The following is a 17,845-nucleotide window of genomic DNA, read 5'->3' on the forward strand; positions in this document are numbered from 1 at the left end:
CTTTTTCGAACTCCCCCAGCACTCAGCAGGCCCCAAACAGGGAAGACCTATGTCGGCGGTTAGCATTGGCCCTTATGCCTTGCCCAATCCGGTGATTCTCGCCCCCATGGCGGGCGTGACCGACAGGCCGTTCCGCCTACTCTGCCGCCGCCTCGGTGCCGGCATGGTGGTATCGGAGATGGTCACCAGCGACGTGCGCCTGTGGAACAGCCGCAAGTCGCGCCTGCGCCTGCTCCACGAGGGAGATCCGGAGCCCCGCTCCGTCCAGATAGCCGGTGGTGATCCGGACATGCTGGCGGAGGCGGCCAGGGCCAACGTTGAGCTCGGTGCACAGATCATCGACATCAACATGGGCTGCCCGGCGAAGAAGGTCTGCAACAAGGCCGCCGGCTCGGCGCTGATGAAGGACGAAGCCCTGGTGGCCGACATCCTCAACGCCGTGGTCAAGGCCGTCGACGTGCCCGTCACCCTGAAGATCCGTACCGGTTGGGACAGATCGAACAGGAACGGCATCAACGTGGCGAAGATCGCCGAACAGGCTGGTATCCAGGCCCTGGCCGTCCACGGCCGGACCCGTGCCGACCTGTACACCGGCGAAGCCGAGTACGACACCATCGCTGCGATCAAGCAGGCGGTGTCCATTCCGGTCTTTGCCAACGGCGATATCGATTCGCCACAGAAAGCCAGGCAGGTCCTCGACGCCACCGGTGCCGATGCCCTGCTGATTGGTCGAGCGGCCCAGGGGCGACCCTGGATTTTCCGCGAGATCACGCATTACCTGGCGACCGGTGAACTTCTGCCGGCGCCGGGCTTGATCGAAGTGGAACGGATACTGCTGGAACACCTGGCCGCATTGCACGCCTTCTACGGCGACGAGATGGGCGTTCGCATCGCCCGCAAGCATGTCGGCTGGTATCTGGCAACCCTGCCGGGCGCCAGGGAGTTTCGCGCCAAGTTCAATCGTTTGGAGTCCACGGACGCGCAGTGCGCCAACGTTCGGGAGTTCTTCGCCGAGCGTCACAACGAAGGGGAAAGGGCCGCATGACGACGATGACCGAGAATTTTTTTGATGGGGCAACACCCGTGAGTGACAACGCCAACCTGAAGCAGCATCTGACGGCGCCGACCGCTGAGGGCCAGACCCTGCGCGGTAGCGTCGAGAAGGCGCTGCATAACTATTTCGCCCATCTTGAGGGCGCCGCCGTCACGGACGTGTACAACCTGGTGCTTTCCGAAGTGGAAGCGCCGCTTCTGGAATCCGTGATGAATTACGTCAAGGGTAACCAGACCAAGGCTTCCGAAATGCTCGGCCTCAATCGGGGCACGCTGCGCAAGAAGCTCAAGCAATACGACCTGCTCTGAAAGGCGGGAACCTGAAGCCGGAAGCCTGAAGCGGGAACACCACCCGACGCTCAGCCTTCCGGCTTCCGGTTTCAGGCCCAACCGCTAAATCTTCTCCCACTCGAATGGTTCCGAAATGACCGACCAGACCACCCGCCTTCCCGTTCGCCGCGCCCTGATCAGCGTTTCCGACAAGACCGGCATCGTCGAGTTCGCCCGTGAACTGGCTGCCCTCGGCGTAGAGATCCTCTCCACCGGCGGCACCTACAAGCTGCTCAAGGACAACGGCATCGCCGCCGTGGAAGTCGCCGACTACACCGGCTTCCCGGAAATGATGGACGGCCGCGTGAAGACCCTGCACCCGAAGATCCACGGTGGCATCCTCGGTCGTCGCGACCTCGACGGCGCGGTAATGGAACAGCACGGCATCAAGCCGATCGACCTGGTTGCGGTCAACCTCTACCCCTTCGAGGCCACCGTCGCCAAGCCTGACTGTGACCTGCCGAACGCCATCGAGAACATCGATATCGGCGGCCCGACCATGGTCCGCAGCGCCGCGAAGAACCACAAGGACGTCGCCATCGTGGTCAACGCCAGCGACTACGCCAGCGTCCTCGAAGGCCTGAAGGCCGGCGGCCTGACTTACGCCCAGCGTTTCGACCTGGCCCTCAAGGCGTTCGAGCACACCTCCGCCTACGACGGCATGATCGCCAACTACCTGGGCACCATCGACCAGGCTCGCGACACGCTGTCCACTGAAGACCGTGGCGCCTTCCCGCGCACCTTCAACAGCCAGTTCGTCAAGGCCCAGGAAATGCGCTACGGCGAGAACCCGCACCAGAGCGCGGCGTTCTACGTGGAAGCGAAGAAGGGCGAGGCCAGCGTCTCCACCGCCGTGCAGCTGCAGGGCAAGGAACTCTCCTTCAACAACGTGGCCGACACCGACGCCGCACTGGAATGCGTGAAGAGCTTCGTCAAGCCGGCCTGCGTCATCGTCAAGCACGCCAACCCGTGCGGCGTCGCCGTGGTACCGGAGAACGAAGGCGGCATCCGCAAGGCCTACGACCTGGCCTACGCCACCGATACCGAATCCGCCTTCGGCGGCATCATCGCCTTCAACCGCGAGCTGGACGGCGAAACTGCCAAGGCCATCGTCGAGCGCCAGTTCGTCGAAGTGATCATCGCTCCGAAAATCTCCGCCGCCGCCCGCGAAGTGGTCGCCGCCAAAGCCAACGTCCGCCTGCTGGAATGCGGCGAATGGCCGGCCGATCGCGCTGCTGGCTGGGACTTCAAGCGCGTCAACGGTGGTCTGCTGGTGCAGAGCCGCGACATCGGCATGATCTCCGCCTCCGACCTGAAGATCGTGACCCAGCGCGCCCCGAGCGAGCAGGAAATCCACGACCTGATCTTCGCCTGGAAAGTGGCCAAGTTCGTCAAGTCCAACGCCATCGTCTACGCCAAGAACCGCCAGACCGTCGGTGTCGGCGCCGGCCAGATGAGCCGCGTCAACTCCGCCCGCATCGCCGCCATCAAGGCCGAGCATGCGGGTCTTGAGGTGAAAGGTGCGGTCATGGCTTCCGACGCCTTCTTCCCCTTCCGCGACGGCATCGACAACGCGGCCAAGGCCGGCATCACCGCCGTGATCCAGCCGGGCGGCTCCATGCGTGACAACGAAGTGATCGCCGCTGCCGACGAAGCGGGCATCGCCATGGTGTTCACCGGTATGCGCCACTTCCGCCACTGAGTGACAGGGACGCACTGAAGCAGGCATCTGCTGCGTTGTCCGGCCCTTCCCCAATGCTCATTGCCAGAAGGCAACTCCGCTTGGTGAAGGGCCGTACGCCTTGCATCTACCCGCTCCATCGCGCCCCCTAAAGTCCGTCGTAGAAGATTCGTAGCTTTTGTAGGGTGGATAACGCTCTTCTTATCCACCAAACGGGCCGCAGGCCCGCCTCCTGAAGGAGAATTCAATGAACGTACTCATCATCGGCAGCGGCGGTCGTGAACACGCCCTGGCCTGGAAAGTGGCCCAGGACCCGCGCGTCGAGAAGGTCTTCGTCGCCCCGGGCAACGCCGGCACCGCGACCGAAGCCAAGTGCGAAAACGTCGCCATCGACGTACTGGCCCTGGAACAACTGGCCGACTTCGCCGCCAAGAACGTGCAGCTGACCATCGTCGGCCCGGAAGCGCCGCTGGTGAAAGGCGTGGTCGACCTGTTCCGCTCGCGCGGCCTGGACATCTTCGGCCCCACCGCCGGTGCTGCCCAGCTGGAAGGCTCCAAGGCCTTCACCAAGGACTTCCTGGCACGCCACAAGATCCCCACCGCCGACTACCAGAACTTCACCGAGGTTGAGCCTGCGCTGGCCTACCTGCGCGAGAAAGGCGCCCCCATCGTCATCAAGGCCGACGGCCTGGCGGCGGGCAAGGGTGTGATCGTTGCCATGACCCTGACCGAGGCCGAAGACGCCGTACGCGACATGCTCGCCGGCAATGCCTTCGGTGACGCCGGTTCGCGCGTGGTGATCGAGGAATTCCTCGACGGCGAAGAAGCCAGCTTCATCGTCATGGTCGACGGCCAGAACGTGCTGCCCATGGCCACCAGCCAGGACCACAAGCGCGTCGGCGACGGCGACAGCGGCCCGAACACTGGCGGCATGGGCGCCTACTCCCCGGCCCCGGTGGTCACCGCCGAGGTGCATCAGCGCGTGATGGACGATGTCATCTACCCGACCGTGCGCGGCATGGCCGAGGAAGGCAACGTCTACACCGGCTTCCTCTACGCCGGCCTGATGATCGACAAGAGCGGCGCTCCCAAGGTCATCGAATTCAACTGCCGCTTCGGCGACCCGGAAACCCAGCCCATCATGGTGCGCCTGGAAAGCTCCCTGGTCCTGCTGGTGGAAGCCGCCCTGGCCAAGGCCCTGGACAAGGTCGAAGCCACCTGGGACCCGCGCCCCACTGTAGGCGTGGTACTGGCCGCGGGCGGCTACCCGGGCGACTACGCCAAGGGTGACGTCATCGAAGGCCTGGCCGATGCCGCGGCCCTGGACGGCAAGGTGTTCCACGCCGGCACCGCACTGAAGGATGGCAACATCGTCACCGCCGGCGGCCGCGTGCTCTGCGCCACCGCCATCGGCGCCAGCGTGTCCGATGCCCAGCAGCAGGCCTATCGCCTGGCGGAGAAAATCCGCTGGAACGGCTGCTTCTATCGCACGGATATCGGCTACCGGGCCATTGCCCGGGAACGTGGCGAAGGGTAAGAAGTCAATAAATAGTGCTCACCAAGGCGGCCCGGTGGCCGCCTTGGTCATATTCCGCACGAGAAGGCCTTGACTATAATCCGGCCACTCACCCACGAAGGGACCTCGAACGTGCCCCGGCTCAGGATTGCCACAGGATTGATCGCCAGCCTGCTGCTGGCCCTGTTTTATCTGCTGCCCGCCCAAGCGGCCGGGGAGCGGCAGTGGAGCATGCTGCTCGATCCGAGCGCCAACCTGCAGCTGCAGGAAATCCGCACCCAGCAGGCCCTTTCCCAGTTCACCCCGGTCAACCTCGACCAGCTCTACACTCCCGGCGGCACCAGCGCGCTCTGGTTGCATTACCGCCTCCCCGCGAGCCAGCACGAACAGCTGCTGCGGGTCTTCGCGCCTTATCTGGCCTATCTCGACCTCTACGTCCTCAAGGGCGACGAGCTGGTTGCCCACACCCGCACCGGCAGCCGCCTGCCCTTCAGCGAGCGACCGTTGCCCAGCCGCGACTTCCTCCTGCCGCTTCCGGTGCAACAGGAACCGCTGGACATCTACCTGCGCATGGCCTCGGAACATGCCCTGCGCCCGACCGTGGAACTGCGTTCCTCGGCCCTGATGGCGGCGGACGACACCCGCCCGCTGCTCTTTGGCCTGCTGCTCGGCGGCCTGGTCATGCTGGTGTACTACAGCCTGGTGCGCTACGCGTATTCCCGCTCCGCCGTCAGCCTCTGGCTCGCCGCCGCTCAAGGCTGCCTGATCGTCACCGGCGTCAGCCTGCTGGGCATCAGTTCGCCCTGGCTGGGTGACTGGCAGAGTGCACAACCGCAGATCGCCAACATTTCCATGCTGATGGCCATGGTCTGCGCCCTGGCCTTCACCCTCAGCTTCTTCCACAAGGTCTGTCCGAGCACGCCGCTGTCCGGCCTGCTGCTGGGCGAGATCGTGCTGATCAGCCTCACCGCCGCCCTGCTGCTGATCGTCACCGAGCTGCAGTTCAACCAGTTGGTCTATGTGATGGCGGCATTCGCCAGCCTCAGCATGTTCGTGTTCGCCATCCACCACTGGCGCCAGGGCTATCGCCCGGCCCGGCTGTTCAGCCTGGCGCTGGGCGTGTTCTGCGTCGCCATCCTCGGTGCCCTGCCCGCCCTGTTCGGCTACTGGCAGCTGCAGTCCGACTGGCTGGCCTACACCCTGCTGGCAATCTCCACGATCAGCGGCGTGTTCCTAAGCATGGCCCTGAGCGAACGCCAGCGGCGCATCCAGAACGAGGTCTTCAGCGCCAGCCGCGCCCTCGCCGCCAGCTCAGCCGAACTCAAGGCCAAGGGCGAATTCCTCGCCAAGATCAGCCACGAAATCCGCACGCCGATGAACGGCGTCCTGGGCATGACCGAGCTGCTCCTCGGTACCCCGCTGTCGGCCAAGCAGCGCGACTACGTGCAGACCATCCACAGCTCGGGCAATGAACTGCTCACCCTGATCAACGAAATCCTCGACATTTCGAAGCTGGAATCCGGGCAGATCGAACTGGACGACGTGCAGTTCGACCTCAATGCCCTGATCGACGACTGCCTCGACATCTTCCGCGCGAAGGCCGAGCAGCAGCGGGTCGAACTCATCAGCTTCATGCAGCCCCAGGTTCCCCGTGTGATCAGCGGCGACCCGACGCGCCTGCGACAGATTCTCCTGAGCCTGCTGGACAACGCCTTCAAGCAGACCGATGAGGGCGAAATCCTGCTGGTGGTGGCCCTGGACAACAGCAGCGCCCAACCGCGCTTGCGCATTGCCGTGCAGGACAGCGGCCGTCCGCTGGAGGCCGGTGAGCGCACCGCCCTGCTGAACGCCGAAGTGCAGAGCAGCGATTTCCTCGCTTCCTCCAAACTTGGCGGCCGTCTCGGCCTGGTCATCGCCCGCCAGTTGGTGCGTCTGATGGAAGGCGAATTCGGCATCCAGAGCGGGGCAGGACAAGGCAGCACCCTCTGGCTCACCCTGCCGCTCGACGCCCAGCACCTGATACGCCCCACCGCCGACCTCGACAGCCCGCTGGAAGGCGCGCGCCTGCTCGTGGTGGACGACAACGACACCTGCCGCAAGGTGCTGGTCCAGCAATGCGGCGCCTGGGGCCTGCAGGTCAGCGCCGTGCCGTCCGGCAAGGAGGCCCTGGCCCTGCTGCGCACCAAGGCGCACCTGCGCGAGTATTTCGATGTGGTCCTGCTGGACCAGGACATGCCCGGCATGACCGGCATGCAGCTGGCGGCCAAGATCAAGGAAGACCCGAGCCTCAACCACGACATCCTGATCATCATGCTCACCGGCATCAGCAACGCGCCGAGCAAGATCATCGCGCGCAACGCCGGCATCAAGCGCATCCTCGCCAAGCCGGTGGCGGGCTACACGCTGAAGACCACGCTGGCCGACGAACTCAACCAGCGCAAGGACGGCGGCTCGATCTCCCTGCCGGGTTCCCAGGTCAGCGAACCGCTGCACGTGCCCACCGACTTCCGCATCCTGGTGGCGGAAGACAACAGCATTTCCACGAAGGTCATTCGCGGCATGCTGAGCAAGCTCAACCTCGAGCCGGACACCGCCAGCAACGGCGAGGAAGCCCTGAGCGCGATGAAGAACCAGCACTACGACTTGGTGCTGATGGATTGCGAGATGCCGGTGCTGGACGGCTTCACCGCCACCGAAATGCTGCGCCACTGGGAAAACCTGGAGCAGCGTCCGCGTACCCCGGTGGTCGCACTGACCGCCCATATCCTCAGCGAACACAAGGAACGCGCCCGCCTCTCCGGCATGGACGGCCACATGGCCAAGCCGGTGGAACTGTCGCAACTGCGCGAGCTGATCGAGTACTGGGTGGCCGAGAAGGAAATGCGCGACCGCCACGCCATGCACAGCTGACGGTTCCCCAGCGGCCTTGATGGTGGGCTGAAGCCCACCCTACGGGCTATCCGCCGCCCTGCGACTCAACCCCCTGTAGGGGCGAATTCATTCGCCAAGCAGGCCGTAGGCCTGCCCTTCGCCCATCTTTCACTAACCACCCGCCCTCACCCCAACCCTCTCCCAGAGGGAGAGGGGGCTGTCCGTGCCAGGTCTGGCTATCTTTCCCCTGCAGCCCTCCCATCAAGCAGCCGACTGCCCTACCCGAACCTCACCGCAAAAATCGGCGGCAAATGCCCCGCCACCAGCTTCCAGCTGTCGCCCTGATCCTCGGATATCCACAGATGTCCGGTGGTGGAGCCCATCGCCAGGCACTGCCCGCTACCATCCACATCCAACCCGTGGCGATACACCAGGTCGTAGCAGAGCTGCTGTGGCAGCCCCTGCTCCAGCACATCGAAATGCTTGCCGCCATCGCGAGTACGGGTGACCCGCAGGCGCTGGTCGGCGGGTACGCGGCATTCATCCTTCACCGCCGGCACGAACCAGGCGCTGTCCGGGTCAGACGGATGCACCGCCACCGCAAAGCCGAATGTGGACGGTCCTGCCTGGGGAATTTCCCGCCAGTTCAGCCCACGATCAGCACTGACGAAGATGCCGTTGTGGTGCTGCACCCAAAGCCGTTCCGGGTCCGCCGGACAGGCCACCATGCGATGCGGGTCCTGGATGTCCGGCTCCTCGGCGCGTTCTGGCGGCATATAGGCCGCGCGCATGCCTCGGGTGCGGTAGCTCCAGTTGGCGCCTTCGTCCTCGCTGTGCCAGACGCCGCCACAGGACACCGCCAGAGTGAGGTGCCGGCTGTTGCGTGGATCGATGCAGATGGAGTGGATGCCTGGCTGGTCGTAGCCGCCGCCGAACCAGTTGGCCCGCTCCGGGCGGTTCCAGAGGCTGTCCACCAGGCTCCATGAAGCACCATGGTCGCGGGACCTGAACAGCCCGCCTGGGATGGTCCCGGCCCACAGCGTTCCGGGTTGGTCCGCTCCGCCCGGCTCAAGGCACCAGATCATGTCGACCGAGGGCCCATCCTCACCCTCGTCCGCCTGGGCAAAGGCAGGGGCGGCGATCTCCTCCCAGTTCTGCCCGCCATCTGCCGAGCGCCACAGCTTGGGGCCGAAGTGCCCGAGATGCAGGGCCGCGTAGAGGCGTCCATCGCGCGGGTCAGCCAGCAACATGCTCACCGGCTCGCCGAGAAAATCCTGGCGCGCGAGACGCCAGCCATCGCCCTCCTTCTCGAATCGCAGCAGACCCTTGCGGGTCGCCACATGGATGCATCGGCTCATGGTCCTTCTCCTTGTACGACTCAGCCGCCGGACAGCGCCTGGACAACGAAGATGTCGCTGGACGGCCCCACGGGATCACTGAGGTGGCGGCGGTCGCTGACCTGCTGGGCGTCGACGAAGATCGCCACATGCCGACGCAGGCGGCCCTGGTCGTCCAGCAGATAGCCGCGCAGACGCGGGTTAGCCACGAAAGCGGCTTCCAGCGCCTCGGCCACGGAGGCGGCGGCGACGTCCAGTTCAGGAACGTCGAGGTGACGCTGGAGGTTGGGGGTGAAACTCATGCGCGCCATCAACGGCTCCCTGCGCGACGAAACGACCCAGTGGGGGAAGGTATAGCCGACCCCGGTGGCGCGGTTATAGTTGTGCGCCCAATGGCAGGGCAGCCTCTACACTGATCAGCGGCCCTCGCAGTCACGAACGGATGCCCCCATGCTCGAAAGCCTTTCCAGCCTGTACCTGAAGATGCTGGTGCTCTACAGCCCCTTCTTCGTGCTCTCCTGCTTCATCAGCCTGACCCGAGGCTACACGGTGAAAGAGCGCAAGAAGCTCGCCTGGAAAGTCGCCCTGGGCACGTTGATCGCCAGTGCCCTGCTCTACCTGTTCGGCCAGGCCATCTTCAATGTCTTCGGCATCACCATCGACGCCTTCCGCATCGGCGCCGGCACCGTGCTGTTCATCTCCGCGCTCGGCATGGCCCAGGGCAAGCCGGCAGTGCAGGCGGACAACGTGCAGCAGGACGTCACCATCGTGCCGTTGACCATCCCGCTCACCGTCGGCCCCGGCACCATCGGCGCGATGCTGGTGATGGGTGCGGGCCACGTGCACTGGAACGACAAACTCACCGCCCTTATCGCCATTGCCATCGCTGCCGCCACCGTCGGAGCGATCCTCTACCTGTCCGACCGCATCGAACGCATCCTCGGCGACCAGGGCCTGCAGATCGTCAGCCGCCTGATGGGCCTGTTCGTCTGCGCCCTGGCTGCACAGATCATCTTCACCGGGGTGAAGAACTACCTGGTGCTGTAGCTCCGTGCGCAATGCCCAACGCTGCGTTGGGCTTCGCTGCGCTCTGACGGAACGCCGCCCGCACCAACCTACGGCCGCTTCGCATTCGCGCGCTCCGGCGTAGCCCCCGTAGGATGGGTTGAGGTACGAAACCCATGCGGGCCGTGGTCGATGGGTATCGCTGCGCTCAAGCGGAACGCCGCCCGCCCTCCTACGAACAGCACATTGCACCAGCCAATGACCCTTGCGCCTTCGCGCGCCCCAGCGCGGTGCGCCAAATGCCCGGGGCAAACCCGACTCTTCGCGCCCGACGCCAGCAACCACGCGCCTTTCCGGAACCTGGCACCTGCTTTGCTGTGGAGAATTCCAACTTGGATACAAGATGGAACTCCAGAGCATGTCCGACGCCCCTCTCGCCTTCACCCTCGCCGACTGGCAACAGGCCTACCGCGACCAGCTGCAACCCGCCGACCTGCTGCACGCCCTGCTCCAGCGCCTCGACGCGGACGACAATGCCTGGATCAGCCTGGCCAGCGCCGAGCGGCTAGACGCCCAACTCATCGAACTCGCCGCCCTTTTGGCCGCCGCCGAAGGCCAGCGGGAACGCCTGCCCCTCTACGGCGTGCCTTTCGCCATCAAGGACAACATCGACGCCGCCGGCTGGACCACCACCGCCGCCTGTCCGGCCTTCGCCTATGAAGCTGCCGAAGACGCCACCATAGTCGCCCGCCTGCGCGCGGCCGGCGCCATCCTGATCGGCAAGACCAACCTCGACCAGTTCGCCACCGGCCTGGTGGGCACCCGCTCCCCCTATGGCGCCGTACCCAATGCCTTCGACCCGGACTACGTCAGCGGCGGCTCCAGCTCCGGCTCCGCCTCGGTGGTCGCCCGTGGCCTAGTGCCCTTCGCCCTGGGTACCGACACCGCTGGTTCCGGCCGCGTGCCGGCCGGCTTCAACAACATCGTCGGCCTGAAGCCCACCAAGGGCTGGCTATCCACGACCGGCCTGGTGCCGGCCTGCCGCACCCTCGACTGCATCTCGGTGTTCGCCCTGACCGTGGCCGACGCCGAGGCGGTGGCGCGCATCGGTGGAGGTTACGACGCCCGCGATCCTTACTCCCGGCAGAATCCCAACAGCACCCACGTGGGTATCGGTGCCCAGCCGAAATTCGCCGTGCCGGACACGCTGGAGTTCTTTGGCGATGAGCAGACCCGCGCAGTATTCGAGTCGGCCCTGGACAAGCTCCGCGCCCTCGGCGCCGAGATCACCCCGATCGACTTCAGCCCCTTCCGTCAATTGGCCGCACAGCTCTACCAGGGCTCCTGGGTAGCGGAACGCACCGTGGCGGCCGGGGCGATCTTCACCGACCAGCCCGAGGCAATGGACCCTGTGGTGCGCGGCATCCTCGACAACGGCCTGAACTACAGCGCCTGCGACGCCTACCGCGCCGAATACCTGCGCGCCGAACTGGCACGATGCATCAACGACGCCCTGGCGCCCTTCGACGCACTGGTGGTGCCCACTTCTCCGACCATCCGCCGCATCGCCGAAATGGCCGAGGAACCGGTGCTGTTCAACGCCCAGTTCGGCACCTACACCAACTTCACCAATTTCGCCGACCTCAGCGCCCTGGCGCTGCCAGCCGGCATGCGCGCCGATGGCCTGCCCGCCGGCATCACCCTGCTCGCCCCGGCCTGGCACGACGCCGCCCTGGCCAGCTTCGGCAAGCGCTGGCAAACCAGCCTCGACCTGCCCCTTGGCGCCACCAGCCGCGCACTGCCGACCCAGCCAGCCGCCGCGCAGGCACCGGGTTGTGTACGCGTCGCGGTAGTCGGCGCGCACCTCACCGGCATGCCGCTGAACTTCCAGCTCACCAGCCGCAATGCAGTGCTGGTGGAAGAAACCCGCACCGCCAGCGACTACCGCCTGTTCGCCCTTCCCGGCACCGTGCCGCCCAAACCGGGGCTGGCCCGCAACCAGGACGGCGCCGAGCTGATCGTCGAACTCTGGGACATCCCCCTGGCCCGCTTCGGCGAGTTCGTTGCGGAAATTCCACCGCCGCTGGGCATCGGCAACCTGCAGCTGGCCGATGGACGCTGGGTCAAGGGTTTCATCTGCGAGCCCTACGCACTGGAAGGCGCCCGCGACATCACCGCCTTCGGTGGTTGGCGCGCCTTCATTGCCAGCCAGGTGCGCTGACGCCATGGAGCTCGCCAGCCCGCGCAGCACGCGCCCGGAACGCCCCGACAGCCTGGCCGGGCGCATCTACGCCCGGCTCAAGGAGGACATCAGCGAATTCCGCCTGCTGCCCGGCGACCGCTTCAGCGAAGGCGACGTGGCCGAGCGTATGGCCGCCAGCCGCACGCCAGTGCGCCAGGCCCTGCATCGCCTGGAGCGCGAGGGCTACCTGGCGGTGCGCTTTCGCAGCGGTTGGCAAGTGAAGGCCTTCGACTTCGATCATTTCGAGGAGCTGTACGAGCTGCGCATCGTCCTCGAACTGGAGGCGGTACGTCGCCACTGCGCCCGCCCTACCGAGGAGCAACCCGCAGCACTGCAACAGCTCGGGCGCACTTGGATGGTGCAACCGCGACCGGACGACGGCTTCGAGGTGTCGCGCCTGGACGAGGATTTCCACTGCCAGTTGGTGGAAGCGGCCGGCAACCGCGAGATGGCCCGAATCCACCGGGAAGTCAGCGAAAAGATCCGCATCATCCGCCGCCTGGACTTCACCCAGGCGCCTCGCATCGACGCCACCTACGCCGAACACGCGGCGATTCTCCAGGCCATTGCCGGTCGTCGATGCGAAGAGGCACAGCAATTGCTGAGGCTCCATATCGAAACCAGCAAGGCCGAAGTACGCAAGATCACCCTGCACATGTTGCACAGCGCTCGGCAGAGACCGCAGCCAGCCCAAGGGTGACGAGGAAGCCCCTTTGAAAACTGCCCGGATAACAAACCCATAAACGCAGTCATTTCAAAAACTTGGATAAGAACGGAGATCGACCCATGCACCGTCGCAGCCTGATCAAGGCGTTCACCCTTTCCGCATCCATCGCCGCCATGGGCATGTCCTGGACTCTCCAGGCGGCCGAGACCATCAAGGTCGGCATCCTGCACTCCCTCTCCGGCACCATGGCGATTTCCGAGACGTCGCTGAAAGACATGGCGCTGATGACCATCGAAGAGATCAACGCCAAGGGCGGCGTGAACGGCAAGCAGCTCGAACCGGTGGTAGTCGACCCGGCGTCCAACTGGCCGCTGTTCGCCGAGAAGGCCCGCCAGCTGCTGACCAAGGACAAGGTGGATGTGGTCTTCGGTTGCTGGACCTCGGTATCGCGCAAGTCCGTGCTGCCGGTCTTCGAAGAGCTGAACGGGCTGCTGTTCTACCCGGTGCAGTACGAGGGTGAAGAACTCTCCCCCAACGTCTTCTACACCGGCGCCGCGCCGAACCAGCAGGCCATTCCGGCCGTCGAGTACCTGATGAGCGAGGACGGCGGCAGCGCCAAGCGCTTCTTCCTGCTGGGCACCGACTACGTCTACCCGCGCACCACCAACAAGATCCTGCGCAGCTTCCTGCACAGCAAAGGCATCGCCGACAAGGACATCGAAGAGGTCTACACCCCCTTCGGCCACAGCGACTATCAAACCATCGTCGCCAACATCAAGAAGTTCTCCGCCGGCGGCAAGACGGCGGTGATCTCCACCGTCAACGGCGACTCCAACGTGCCCTTCTACAAGGAACTGGCCAACCAGGGCCTGGAAGCCACCGACGTGCCCGTGGTGGCCTTCTCGGTAGGCGAAGAAGAACTGCGCGGCATCGACACCAAGCCACTGGTGGGCCACCTGGCCGCCTGGAACTACTTCGAATCCGTGGATAACCCGGTCAACGGCAAGTTCGTCGAGCAGTGGAAGGCCTACGCCAAGGCCAAGAACCTGCCCAACTACCAGACCGCAGTGACCAACGACCCGATGGAAGCCACCTACGTCGGCATCCACATGTGGGCCCAGGCCGTGGAGAAAGCCGGCACCACCGATGTGAACAAGGTCCGCGAAGCCCTGGCCGGCCAATCCTTCGCCGCGCCGTCCGGCTACACCCTGACCATGGACAAGACCAACCACCACCTGCACAAGCCAGTGATGATCGGCGAAATCCAGGAAGACGGGCAGTTCTCCGTGGTCTGGCAGACCGAAGGCCCACTGCGCGCCCAGCCGTGGAGCCCCTTCATTCCTGGCAATGACAAGAAGCCGGATTACGCGGTGAAGACGAACTGAACCGAAGAAATCCGTGCATGACCTGGCTTCCCTCACCCCCGGCCCCTCTCTCAAGGGGAGAGGGGTGACGCACTGCCGGGCACCGAGCGTTTCCCGTGACACCGGACGGTTCCCCTCTCCCTCCGGGAGAGGGGCTAGGGGTGAGGGCTGTGTCCGTTGGCACAGAGCCAGGCCCATCAACCAGGACCACCCAATGTCTAAAGCTCTCTATCGAATCCTCCTCGCCCTGGCCCTGCTGCTCCCCCTCGAAGCCCTGGCCGGCGCCCCCAACGACTTTGCCTCTGCCAACCCGGCGCAGCAGGCGAAGCTGCTGGAACACTGGGCCACCGAGCCCGACGCCGCGCGCCAGCCGCTGCTGGACGCCCTGCAACAAGGCCGCTTCGCCATCGACAGCAAGCTCGCCTTCATCGAACAGGACGGCACCTTCATCGCCGCCGAAGGTGATGCCTCCCCCGCTGGCACACCGAAAAAGCTGCGCCTGAACAATCGCCTGCGCGGTCTCCTGATCACCGCCCAGGCCAGCCACCAGTTGCTCGCCGCCGAAGCCACCGCACGCCTGGAGGCCGCCCGGCAATTGCAGAAGAGCGCCAAGCCGGCGCAACTGCCGTTGCTCAACCAGCGCATGGTGGCCGAGGAAGATACCGGCGTGCGCGACGCCATCAGCCTCGCCCTGGCCAATCTGCAACTGGTCGATCCCGATCCGGCCATCCGCCTCAACGCCGTGCGCCTGCTCGGCGAGACCGGCGATCCGCTGGCTCGCACCCGCCTCGAAGCCCTGCTCGATCCGAGCGCGGAAACCGATGCCGGCGTGCGCACCGCCGCCGAAACCAGCCTGGCCCAGGTCAAGCGCCGCCTGCTGGTGGGCGAGTTGTTCGGCCAGGCCTTCAGCGGCCTATCGCTCGGTTCCATCCTGCTGCTGGCAGCCCTCGGCCTGGCCATCACCTTCGGCCTGCTCGGCGTGATCAACATGGCCCACGGCGAGATGCTGATGCTCGGCGCCTACACCACCTACATGGTGCAACTCGGCTTCCAGCGATTGGCGCCGGAGATGCTCGCGCTATACCCGCTGGTGGCGCTGCCAGTGGCCTTCCTGGTCACCGCACTGATCGGCATGACACTGGAACGCACCGTGATCCGCCACCTCTATGGCCGCCCGCTGGAAACCCTGCTCGCCACCTGGGGCATAAGCCTGATCCTGATCCAGCTGGTGCGGGTGATCTTCGGTGCGCAGAACGTCGAAGTGGCCAACCCCGCCTGGCTCTCCGGCGGGATACAGGTGCTGCCCAACCTGGTGCTGCCTTACAACCGCATCGTGATCATCGGCTTCGCCCTGTTCGTAGTGATCCTGACCTGGCTGCTGCTGAACAAGACCCGCCTGGGCCTCAACGTCCGCGCCGTCACCCAGAACCGCAACATGGCCGCCTGCTGCGGCGTGCCCACCGGCCGTGTGGACATGATGGCCTTCGGCCTCGGCTCGGGCATCGCCGGCCTTGGCGGCGTCGCCCTCTCGCAGATCGGCAACGTCGGCCCCGACCTCGGCCAGAGCTACATCATCGACTCGTTCCTGGTGGTGGTGCTGGGCGGCGTTGGCCAGCTCGCTGGCAGCGTCATGGCCGCCTTCGGCCTGGGCGTGGCGAACAAGATCCTCGAACCTTCGATCGGCGCCGTGCTGGGCAAGATCCTGATCCTCGCGCTGATCATCCTGTTCATCCAGAAGCGGCCCCAAGGTCTCTTCGCTCTCAAGGGACGGGTGATCGACTGATGACTCAACCACTCAACCAGACCCTGCTCACCCGCGCCACGGCCACCCTCGGCCCGCGCACCTCGCTGGCCAGCGGCGGTGTCGTGCTGGCCCTGCTTCTGGCCATGCCATTGCTGCACCTGCTGCCAGCGGACAACCCACTGCAGGTCTCGGCCTACACCCTGACGCTGGTGGGCAAGATTCTCTGCTACGCCATCGTCGCCCTCGCCCTCGACCTCGTCTGGGGCTACGCGGGGCTGCTGTCCCTCGGTCACGGGCTGTTCTTCGCCCTCGGCGGCTACGCCATGGGCATGTACCTGATGCGCGAAGCGGCCGGCGACGGTCTGCCCGCCTTCATGAGCTTCCTCGCCTGGACCGAACTGCCCTGGTACTGGGCCGGCACCCAGCACTTCCTCTGGGCCATGTGCCTGGTGGTACTGGCGCCCGGCCTGCTGGCGCTGGTGTTCGGCTTCTTCGCCTTCCGCTCGCGGATCAAGGGTGTGTACTTCTCGATCATGACCCAGGCGCTGACCTTCGCCGGCATGCTGCTGTTCTTCCGCAACGAGACCGGTTTCGGCGGCAACAATGGCTTCACCGATTTCAAGCGCATCCTCGGCTTCGACATCACCGCGCCAGGTACCCGCGCCGTGCTGTTCCTGGCCACGGTGGCGCTGCTGGTGGGCAGCCTGCTGCTCGGCTGGCGCCTGGCCCGGAGCAAGTTCGGCCGCGTGCTCACGGCGCTGCGCGATGCCGAGAATCGCCTGATGTTCTGCGGCTACGACCCGCGCGGCTACAAGCTGTTCATCTGGGTGCTGTCCGCCGTGCTCTGCGGCCTGGCCGGCGCGCTCTACGTGCCCCAGGTGGGCATCATCAACCCCAGCGAGATGTCGCCCACCAACTCCATCGAAGCGGCCGTCTGGGTCGCCCTTGGCGGTCGCGGCTCGCTGATCGGCCCGCTGCTCGGCGCGGGCCTGGTCAACGGCATGAAGAGCTGGTTCACCGTGGCCTTCCCGGAGTACTGGCTGTTCTTCCTCGGCGCCCTGTTCATCCTGGTCACCCTCTATCTGCCCAAGGGTGTGATTGGCCTGGTCAAACGGGGAGAAAAGTAAATGCGTGCAGCCCCGGTACCCGAACTCATGCTCGAACCCGCCTTCGATCCCAACCGCGACGCCGGCAGTAGCCGCGACTCCCTGGGCCTCGGCCGCGTCGCCGGCCAGGGCCTGGACGTGCGCCACGGCACCATCCTCACCCTGGAAGACATCAGCGTCAGCTTCGACGGCTTCAAGGCGCTTCGCGACCTCAACCTCTACATCGGGGTCGGTGAACTGCGCTGCATCATCGGCCCCAACGGCGCGGGCAAGACCACGCTGATGGACGTGATCACCGGCAAGACGCGCCCCGATACCGGCAAAGCCTGGTTCGGCGAAACGCTCGACCTCACCCGCATGAGCGAAGTGGAAATCGCCCAGGCCGGCATCGGCCGCAAGTTCCAGAAACCCACTGTGTTCGAGGCGCTCTCGGTGTTCGAGAACCTGGAGCTGGCGCAGAAGACCGACAAATCGGTGTGGGCCAGCCTGTGGGCGAAGCTCACCGGCGAGCAGAAGGACCGCATCGACGAAGTGCTCGCGGTGATCCGCCTGGAGGCCTCGCGCAATCGCCCGGCGGGCCAGCTCTCCCACGGCCAGAAGCAGTTCCTGGAAATCGGCATGCTGCTGATGCAGGACCCGCAGTTGCTGCTGCTCGACGAGCCGGTGGCGGGCATGACCGACGCCGAAACCGAATTCACCGCCGAGCTGTTCAAGGGCCTCGCCGGCCAGCACTCACTGATGGTGGTGGAGCACGACATGGGCTTCGTCGGCAGCATCGCCGACCACGTCACCGTACTGCACCAGGGCCATGTGCTGGCCGAAGGCTCACTGGCCGACGTGCAGGCCAACGAACAGGTGATCGAGGTCTACCTGGGCCGCTGAAAGACGGTGCGCACGGCGCACCCTACCTGGCACGGCGTCACTCGTAG

14 protein-coding genes are annotated in these 17,845 nt (G+C 65.4%); 12 read left to right on the forward strand and 2 right to left on the reverse strand.

Features of this window, described 5'->3' with window-relative positions:
• The first annotated feature begins 49 nt into the window (after positions 1-49).
• The 5 genes from dusB (at position 50) to MnOB_RS07920 (ending at position 7,490) form a co-directional block, all read left to right on the forward strand.
• Positions 50-1,045, forward strand: coding sequence for a tRNA dihydrouridine synthase DusB (gene dusB / locus MnOB_RS07900; protein WP_077523676.1), 996 nt, complete (start codon positions 50-52; stop codon positions 1,043-1,045).
• Entirely contained in the window at positions 1,042-1,362 is a 321-nt protein-coding gene (gene fis, locus MnOB_RS07905; RefSeq protein WP_028630726.1) for a DNA-binding transcriptional regulator Fis, read from the forward strand. The genes dusB and fis overlap by 4 nt, the downstream gene beginning before the upstream one ends.
• A gap of 115 nt (positions 1,363-1,477) precedes the next feature.
• Complete coding sequence (gene purH, locus MnOB_RS07910) at positions 1,478-3,085, forward strand: bifunctional phosphoribosylaminoimidazolecarboxamide formyltransferase/IMP cyclohydrolase (RefSeq protein WP_077523677.1); 1,608 nt, start codon at positions 1,478-1,480, stop codon at positions 3,083-3,085.
• Between the two features lie 226 nt (positions 3,086-3,311).
• Positions 3,312-4,601, forward strand: coding sequence for a phosphoribosylamine--glycine ligase (gene purD / locus MnOB_RS07915; RefSeq protein ID WP_077523678.1), 1,290 nt, complete (start codon positions 3,312-3,314; stop codon positions 4,599-4,601).
• A 111-nt stretch (positions 4,602-4,712) separates the two neighbouring features.
• On the forward strand, positions 4,713-7,490 hold the full coding sequence (locus MnOB_RS07920) for a hybrid sensor histidine kinase/response regulator (protein WP_107504044.1): 2,778 nt from the start codon (positions 4,713-4,715) through the stop codon (positions 7,488-7,490).
• 239 nt (positions 7,491-7,729) lie between these two features.
• Here the strand turns inward: MnOB_RS07920 and MnOB_RS07925 are convergent, their stop codons facing one another.
• Positions 7,730-8,809 (reverse strand): WD40/YVTN/BNR-like repeat-containing protein, encoded by a 1,080-nt coding sequence (locus tag MnOB_RS07925; protein ID WP_077523680.1) that lies wholly within the window; start codon positions 8,807-8,809, stop codon positions 7,730-7,732.
• A 20-nt stretch (positions 8,810-8,829) separates the two neighbouring features.
• Positions 8,830-9,099, reverse strand: coding sequence for a ubiquitin family protein (locus tag MnOB_RS07930; RefSeq protein WP_077523681.1), 270 nt, complete (start codon positions 9,097-9,099; stop codon positions 8,830-8,832).
• 139 nt (positions 9,100-9,238) lie between these two features.
• Here MnOB_RS07930 and MnOB_RS07935 point away from each other — a divergent pair, with 139 nt between their 5' ends.
• The 7 genes from MnOB_RS07935 (at position 9,239) to urtD (ending at position 17,798) form a co-directional block, all read left to right on the forward strand.
• On the forward strand, positions 9,239-9,835 hold the full coding sequence (locus MnOB_RS07935) for a MarC family protein (RefSeq protein ID WP_077523682.1): 597 nt from the start codon (positions 9,239-9,241) through the stop codon (positions 9,833-9,835).
• A 376-nt stretch (positions 9,836-10,211) separates the two neighbouring features.
• Positions 10,212-12,014 carry an allophanate hydrolase gene (atzF, locus tag MnOB_RS07940; RefSeq protein ID WP_199824496.1) on the forward strand — a complete coding sequence of 601 codons (1,803 nt, stop codon included), beginning with the start codon at positions 10,212-10,214 and terminating at the stop codon, positions 12,012-12,014.
• A gap of 4 nt (positions 12,015-12,018) precedes the next feature.
• Positions 12,019-12,735, forward strand: a complete 717-nt coding sequence (locus MnOB_RS07945) for a GntR family transcriptional regulator (protein ID WP_077523684.1) — start codon at positions 12,019-12,021, stop codon at positions 12,733-12,735.
• Between the two features lie 86 nt (positions 12,736-12,821).
• Positions 12,822-14,087 (forward strand): urea ABC transporter substrate-binding protein, encoded by a 1,266-nt coding sequence (gene urtA / locus MnOB_RS07950; protein WP_077523685.1) that lies wholly within the window; start codon positions 12,822-12,824, stop codon positions 14,085-14,087.
• Positions 14,088-14,280: 193 nt separating this feature from the next.
• Entirely contained in the window at positions 14,281-15,849 is a 1,569-nt protein-coding gene (gene urtB / locus MnOB_RS07955) for an urea ABC transporter permease subunit UrtB (protein ID WP_077523686.1), read from the forward strand.
• On the forward strand, positions 15,849-16,937 hold the full coding sequence (gene urtC / locus MnOB_RS07960) for an urea ABC transporter permease subunit UrtC (RefSeq protein ID WP_077523687.1): 1,089 nt from the start codon (positions 15,849-15,851) through the stop codon (positions 16,935-16,937). Before urtB ends, urtC begins: the two co-directional genes overlap by 1 nt.
• On the forward strand, positions 16,938-17,798 hold the full coding sequence (urtD, locus tag MnOB_RS07965) for an urea ABC transporter ATP-binding protein UrtD (RefSeq protein WP_077523688.1): 861 nt from the start codon (positions 16,938-16,940) through the stop codon (positions 17,796-17,798).
• Positions 17,799-17,845: the final 47 nt, after the last annotated feature.

Origin of the sequence: Metapseudomonas resinovorans, from assembly GCF_002003485.1 — a bacterium.
Classification (GTDB): domain Bacteria; phylum Pseudomonadota; class Gammaproteobacteria; order Pseudomonadales; family Pseudomonadaceae; genus Metapseudomonas; species Metapseudomonas resinovorans_D.